General features: G+C 54.6%; 6 protein-coding genes. 3 read left to right on the top strand and 3 right to left on the bottom strand.

Translation table 11 applies throughout. The annotated features are described in order from the left end of the window. Both NP590_RS13505 and NP590_RS13500 read left to right on the top strand, forming a co-directional pair. Nucleotides 1-190: hypothetical protein (locus NP590_RS13505; protein ID WP_256603009.1), on the top strand; the 190-nt coding region annotated here is incomplete at its 5' end. Beyond that, nucleotides 184-753, top strand: coding sequence for a DUF6398 domain-containing protein (locus NP590_RS13500; RefSeq protein ID WP_256603008.1), 570 nt, complete (start codon nucleotides 184-186; stop codon nucleotides 751-753). The genes NP590_RS13505 and NP590_RS13500, both read left to right, overlap by 7 nt. A 235-nt stretch (nucleotides 754-988) precedes the next feature. Here the strand turns inward: NP590_RS13500 and NP590_RS13495 are convergent, their stop codons facing one another. From NP590_RS13495 to nirB, 3 genes are read right to left on the bottom strand one after another with little or no spacing between them, the layout of a single operon-like run. After that, on the bottom strand, nucleotides 989-1,906 hold the full coding sequence (locus tag NP590_RS13495) for a PhzF family phenazine biosynthesis protein (protein WP_256603007.1): 918 nt from the start codon (nucleotides 1,904-1,906) through the stop codon (nucleotides 989-991). Between the two features lie 3 nt (nucleotides 1,907-1,909). After that, on the bottom strand, nucleotides 1,910-2,242 hold the full coding sequence (nirD, locus tag NP590_RS13490) for a nitrite reductase small subunit NirD (protein ID WP_256603006.1): 333 nt from the start codon (nucleotides 2,240-2,242) through the stop codon (nucleotides 1,910-1,912). A gap of 1 nt (nucleotide 2,243) precedes the next feature. Then, nucleotides 2,244-4,784 (bottom strand): nitrite reductase large subunit NirB, encoded by a 2,541-nt coding sequence (nirB, locus tag NP590_RS13485; protein WP_256603005.1) that lies wholly within the window; start codon nucleotides 4,782-4,784, stop codon nucleotides 2,244-2,246. A gap of 816 nt (nucleotides 4,785-5,600) precedes the next feature. Here nirB and NP590_RS13480 point away from each other — a divergent pair. Continuing rightward, a complete protein-coding gene (locus NP590_RS13480) occupies nucleotides 5,601-7,079 on the top strand; it encodes an MFS transporter (RefSeq protein WP_256603003.1) in 1,479 nt (492 codons plus the stop codon). Nucleotides 7,080-7,081: the final 2 nt, after the last annotated feature.

The following is a 7,081-nucleotide window of genomic DNA, read 5'->3' as shown; positions in this document are numbered from 1 at the left end:
TTTGGACACAGTGGCGAAAGGCCGCTTTCAGATTTCGGCGTTCAATGACAGCTTTCCGGCAATGAATCTGAAGAGAAGACGCTACTTTGGCGATCCATTCTTGCCGGTCGCGTTTCTTCTCATCGGACAGTCAGGCAAATTCAGTTTTTGTGGTGATCCAGCTTTTTGGGAATTTGTACTATCATGCTGATAAATGAAGATGGCTATTTCGTAGCAATCCAACCTGCTATTTATCCCCCCTATATCCTCGTTATGACGACTGAAAAAATTCCGAAATCCATGGCAGACAAATTTGCTGCTATCACGGCTTTAACGGATTCGTTCTGTGAACAGCATTTGAACGATGAATATCGGTCAATCATCCACCGAGTGCTAGGTGCGTTGGCTAGGAAACGGCCATCGCCACTTCTGAAGGGTAGAGACAATGTTTGGGCTGCCGCTGCCGTTCACGCGGTTGGCCGTACCAATTTTTTGGATGATCCCAGTCAATCGCCGCACTGTAAACCGAAAGTCATTTATGAATTTTTCGGGATTGCGGAATCCACCGGACAAAACAAATCGAAGGAAATTCGCGATTCATTAAACATGGGGCCAATGTCGCCGGATTGGACGCTTCCCAGCCGGTTGGCTGATAACCCCATGGTTTGGATGTTGCGGGTCAATGGTTTGATTGTTGATATTCGGCACGAATCGCTTGAATTACAACAAGCAGCCTACGAACAGGGATTGATTCCCTTTATACCAGGGAAGTAGGGCGGATAAGCGGTGTGACTACCATGCCAGTCACGCCGCCGTGCTTATCCACCCAAAAGTCAGCTTGAAATTTTAAACCCACTACTGAGGTGCCGAAATTTGAAGCTCGAAAGGTATAAATCAATCTCCCGCCATTCCGCCTTTTTCAAAACGGCAAGCTTTTTGTACAGGAATACCTGAACAAAACCGTGAGTTTAGCCGGCTGTTGATATTCAATCGGGGCCTCTTCCTTGGCTCACTCCGGCAAGTTGATACTGCCTTGGGCGAAAATCACCGCTTGGCCGCCGATGCGGATGGTCAGTTTTTCCTGTTGTTTGTTATCCATTTCCAATTGCAACAGGCTGCGGCGGGTGGCGATTTCGCCGCGTTCCACCGCAAAGCTGTGGGTGCCTTTTTGGGTGTGTTCGAACGAGCACAGATAACTGCAAAACGCCGGCATGGCACTGCCGACCGGCGGGTCGTCCCGTAGGCCGATATTCGGCCCCAGCAGACGGGCGTTGAAATCGGAGTCCGGATTGGGCGATTTGGGCGCAAATAGCAAAATCTCCTGGGCGGCGGTTTGCGGGGCGGCGGACTGGCTCCAGGCCGGATAATTGAAGCGGGCCTTGCGCACGGATTCGTAATTCCACACCGGGACGATCAGATATGGAACGCCGCAGGACACCAGGCGCGGCGAGTATTTTTTATGGTCCAGTTCGGCAATTTGCAGGCCCAGGAATTGGCATAACTCCTCGTCGGTGGGCGCGAAGCGGTCGATGATGGCGCTGTCGCTGCGGCTGAATTGCACGAAACTGGGCTTGCCCTGCGCGCCGGATATGTTGACTTCGGTCGGCCCGCTATTTTGTTCCAGCACGATCTTGGTCAGCGCGCCGGTTAGGCTGACGTCGCCGCATTCCGCCAACACGTAGGCGGTGGCGATGATGGGGTGGCCGGCAAAATCGATTTCCCGCAACGGTGAAAATATCCGCATGCGCCGCCGCTGTTCCGCGCCGGGTTCGTGCAGCACAAACACGGTTTCGCTCAGATTGAGTTCCTTGGCAATCGCCGCCATGGTGTCGGCGCTTAAACCGTCGGCGGCGGGGAACACGGCAATTTGCGCGCCGTTGAACAGCCGGTCGGTGAAAACGTCGGCAATGTAATAGTGATATTTCATGGTTTACTCCGGCATCTGGATGGCGACCCGGTCGTTTTCGATCCGGGCCGGGTAGGCGGGCACGCTGACGTTGGCGTCTTCAAAACAAATGCCGGTTTGCAGGTTGAAATGCTGCTTGTACATCGGCGAAGCCAGCATGGGCTGGCCAGCCAAATCGCCCACCATGCCGCGCGACAGCACATTGGCCTCGCTGAACGGATCGTAATTGCCGATGGCGTACACGGCATGCAATCTCGGCAGGTAAAAAATCGCCACCTGTCGGCCTTGTACCAGGGCGCAGACGCCGGAATCCGGTTGCAGATCGTCGATATGGCAGACATCTATCCATGTACTCATGTTATGCCGCCTCTTCGATCAGTTTGAAATGCTTGCGTTCTTCGGCATTGGCCGGCCGGATTTGGCCGCGTTCCTCCACGAACACCACATTGTCGTCGGCTTGGTCGCTGTTGACGAAATGACGGAAACGCTTGAGTTTCTGCGCGTCTTGCAGAGTGGTTTTCCACTCGCATTGATAGGTGTCTATCACATGTTGCATCTGTTGCTCCAATTCTGCGGCCAGGCCCAGGCGGTCTTCCAGAATCACCGCTTTCAGGTAATCCAGGCCACCTTCCATGTTTTCCATCCACACCGAGGTGCGTTGCAGGCGGGCGGCGGTGCGTACGTAAAAAATCAACACCCGGTCAATGTATTTGATCAGGGTTGCCTTGTCCAGGTTGGTGGCGAACAGGTCGGCGTGGCGCGGTTTCATGCCGCCGTTGCCGCAGACGTATAAATTCCAGCCGTTCTCGGTGGCGATGACGCCGATGTCCTTGCCTTGCGCCTCGGCGCATTCGCGGGTGCAGCCGGAAACGGCGAATTTGATTTTGTGCGGCGCCCGCAAGCCTTTGTAACGGTTTTCCAGTTCTATGGCCAAGCCGACGCTGTCGTCGACGCCGAAGCGGCACCAGGTGCTGCCGACGCAGGATTTGACGGTGCGCAGAGATTTGCCGTAGGCGTGGCCGGATTCGAAACCGGCTTCGATCAACTCTTGCCAGATCAGCGGCAATTGCTCGACGCGGGCGCCGAATAAATCCACCCGCTGGCCGCCGGTGATTTTGGTGTACAGGCCGTATTTTTTCGCCACTTGGCCCAGCGCGATCAAGCCGTCCGGGGTGATTTCGCCGCCGGTGACGCGCGGCACCACCGAGTAGGTGCCGTCCTTTTGCATGTTGGCCAGATAGGTGTCGTTGGTGTCCTGCAGGCCGATGTGCGGCTTTTCCAGAATATAGTCGTTCCAGTAGGACGCCAGTATCGAGCCCACCGCCTGCTTGCAGACTTCGCAACCCAGGCCGCGGCCGTGTTTATCCAGCAGTTCGTCGAAGGTTTTGATCTGTTCCACCATGATCAGGTTGTATAAATCCTGCCGGGTGTGCGGAAAGTGTTCGCAGATGTCGGTGCTGACTTCCACGCCCAGTTTGATCAGTTCGCAGTCCAACACCGATTTCAACAAGGCGGCGCAGCCGCCGCAGCCGGTGGCGGCCTTGGTTTCGGCTTTTAGCTGGCCCATGGTGGTGCAGCCGGCTTCAATGGCGCCGCAGACCTGGCCCTTGCTGACGTCATGGCAGGAACAGATTTGCGCCGAGGCGGGCAGGGCGTCCGGCCCCAAGCCGACCGATTCGTCGTGGCGTTGCGGCAAAATCAAAGAGTCCGGATTTTCCGGCAACTCGATGCCGTTCAGACAATACTGCAGCAAGGTGCCGTAGCCCGAAGCGTCGCCCACCAGCACCGCGCCCAATAACTGCTTTTTGTTCTGGCTGACCACCAGACGTTTATAGATTTCGCTGGAACCGTTTTGATAAGTATATACCAGGGCGCCCTGGGTTCTGGCATGAGCATCGCCGATACTGGCCACGTCCACGCCCATCAGTTTCAGCTTGGTGCTCATGTCGGCGCCGGTAAAGCTGGCTTCCGTACCGGTCAGATCGGCCGCCACGGTTCTGGCCATGCTGTAGCCCGGCGCCACCAGGCCGAAAATCTGCCCGTTCCATAGTGCGCATTCGCCTATCGCGTAAATATCCGGGTCGGAGGTTTTGCATTGGTTGTCGATGACGATGCCGCCGCGCGGACCTACTTCCAGGCCGCTGGCGCGGGCGATGTCGTCGCGCGGCCGGATGCCGGCGGAAAACAAAATCAAATCGGTTTCCAAAACTTCGCCGTCGGCAAAATTCATTTTATGCAGACAGTGCGCGCCGTCGTCGATCAAACTGGTGTTTTTGTTCAGATGTACCTTAACGCCCAGGGCCTGAATTTTTTGCCTCAGCATGGCGCCGCCGCCGTCGTCCAGTTGCACCGCCATCAGCCGGGGGGCGAATTCCACCACGTGGGTTTCCAGACCCAAATCTGTCAAGGCCTTGGCGGCTTCCAAACCGAGCAGGCCGCCGCCCACAACGGTGCCGATTTTGGATTTTTCGGCGGCGGCCTTGATGGCTTCCAAATCTTCTATCGTCCGATAAACCAGGCATTGCGCTCTATCGTGACCGGGTACCGGCGGCACGAAGGGATAGGAGCCGGTGGCCAGTACCAGTTTATCGTAGCCGATCACCACGCCCTTGGCGGAGGTGACTTGTTTTTGCTGGCGGTCTATGCTGGCGGCGCGGTCGCCCAGATGAATTTCGATGCCGTGCTGTTCGAAAAAGCCGGACTCGACCAGGGACAAATCCTCGGCGGTTTTGCCGGTGAAATATTCCGATAAATGCACGCGGTCGTAAGCGGCCCTGGGTTCCTCACAGAAAGTGACAATATGGAATTGATCTTTGGCGGCGGTTTCGACCAGCTTGGCCAGAAAATGCTGGCCGACCATGCCGTTACCGATAACCACCAGGGTTTGTTTTGTATTCATACCTGACCTCTTTATAAAATGACCGATGTGTTTCTCCGCCCCAAGGGCGGGCCGAGCAATCCTTGCCCGCCGGGCTGGTCAAAATTTTTGGGCAAAAAAAAAGGCGACCTGAATTGAAATGACGGATGCATTTCAATCAGGACGCCTTTGTCCAACTAACAATGACAAGGTAAGCTCAGCGGGAGACTTAAGCCAACTAAAAGCAATATAAGTGCCAATACAAAAAACATATTTAATTCAGTTGTTTATTGATTAATGGCTGACGAAGGATGAGCGCGCCGCACCCAAATAAAGCGGCGGGATGGGAAAAATGCACCATGTTGGCGCATAAAATGTGCTTGAGTTGGCCGGCTTGCCTTGGTGTGCGGTTATGGCACACAATTTGCTTGCGATTTGGCGCCGCCAAATTGTGGATTTTGTTACCAACAACATCCGCCGTTTTGAATAAAAAAATGGGCGAAGGGGATTAATTAAACTCCAGCAATTCTTTTACCAAGGGAGGCTGTCGTAAAAGCCGATCAGCCCCTTCTCCGGACGGAATAAGCTTGGGATGAGTGTATAAAAACCAATTTACCTTTCGCACATCAAATTTCGGTGCTCAATTCCCTGCTGGAGAGGGTTAGGGTGAGGAGATTCAAAAACTGAAATTTGCAGTGCGATGACTAAGGTTTATTGGTTTTCACCCTTCTGACTGCAACCCTTTCCGTCAGGAGAGAGGCTTTTACGACAAGCTCCCAAGGGCGAGACACAATAAGGCGGAAGTCGGCCAATCCGGATGCCGACCAGTAATTTATGACCATATCCCTAGGAAATTTTATGTCTATCGCTCCCTTCGAACTGCTGTCCATGCGGGGAAAGAGCAAAATTTTGCACATGAGCTGGATGGCGTTTTTCATCAGTTTCGTGGTCTGGTTCAATCATGCGCCCTTGATGATGCTGATTAAGCAGGATTTGGGCATTAGCGACGCCGAAGTCGAAATCATCCTGTTGCTGAATGTGGCGCTAACCATTCCGGCCCGGGTGATCATCGGCTTGGTGGTGGACCGGTTTGGCGCCAGAATCAGTTACAGCGTACTGCTGGCGGTCTGTAGTCTGCCTTGTTTCATGTTTGCCTTGGCCGAGGATTTTGCTCAATTGGCTTGGTCGCGCTTTTTGCTGGGCTTTATCGGTGCGGGTTTTGTAGTGGGAGTGCGGATTATCGGCGATTGGTTTCCGTCCAGCCAGATGGGTTTTGCCGAAGGCATATATGCCGGTTGGGGTAATTTCGGCTCCGCCGTGGCGGCGATATTGTTGCCGGGACTGGCCCTGTATTTGAGCCCGGATCATGGCTGGCGTTATGCCATTGCCGCAACCGGGCTGCTGGCGTTGCTGTTTTCCTGGGTTTATTACCGCAATGTGGAAAATTTTCCGCCCGAGTTGGCCGGACTGAAAAGCAAGCGGGCCAGCAGCATGGAAGTCACCAGCATCAACGATTTGTTCCTTTACATACTCAGCCTGTTGCCCTTGTACGGCTCGCTATCCTTGTTGGTGTGGAAATTGAGCGGCGCCGACCATGCCATTCTGACCGGCAACTGGCCGGCGGTATTGCACGTGAGCATCTGGCTGGTGTTTTTGTGGCACGCCCGCCAGTTGGTTAATACCAACGCCGAACGCTTGAGCCAGCCGATTCCCAGTATTCATCATTACCGTTACCGGCAAGTGGCGATTTTGGCCGTTGCCTATCTGGTTACCTTCGGCTCCAAATTAGCGGTGCTGTCCATGCTGCCGATGTTTTTCTTTCACACCTTCAGCGCAAGCCAAAACATATCCATGCTGGATGCGGGTCTGTTGGCCTCCAGCTTTGTCATCACCAACATCGTGGCCCGGCCGGCCGGCGGCTGGCTGAGCGACCGCATCGGGCGTAAATTATCCATTCTGCTGTTTATCTGCGGTTTGGCGGGCGGCTATTTATTAATGGCATTGATCTCCGCGCAGTGGTCCATCGGCTTGGCCGTGCTGGTGACCTTGGTGTGTTCGCTGTTCATGCAGGCGGCCGAGGGGGCCATATTCGCCTTTGTGCCTCTGGTCAGACGAGCCATTACCGGCGAAGTGGCCGGCATCGTCGGCGCCTACGGCAATGCCGGCGCCATCCTGTTTCTGATTCTGCTGACCTTTTTGCCTTACACCGGCTTCTTTTTACTGTTGGGCGGCTGTTGCCTGCTGCTGCTGGGCTTGATCGTCCATCTGGAAGAGCCGAAAAACTTTATCAGCCAGATCCTGCCCGACGGCACCGTGATCAAAATCGAACTGGAATAATC

The sequence above is a fragment of the Methylomonas subterranea genome (assembly GCF_024505185.1).
GTDB lineage: Bacteria > Pseudomonadota > Gammaproteobacteria > Methylococcales > Methylomonadaceae > Methylomonas > Methylomonas subterranea.
This window is presented reverse-complemented; position numbering and strand designations above follow the sequence as displayed.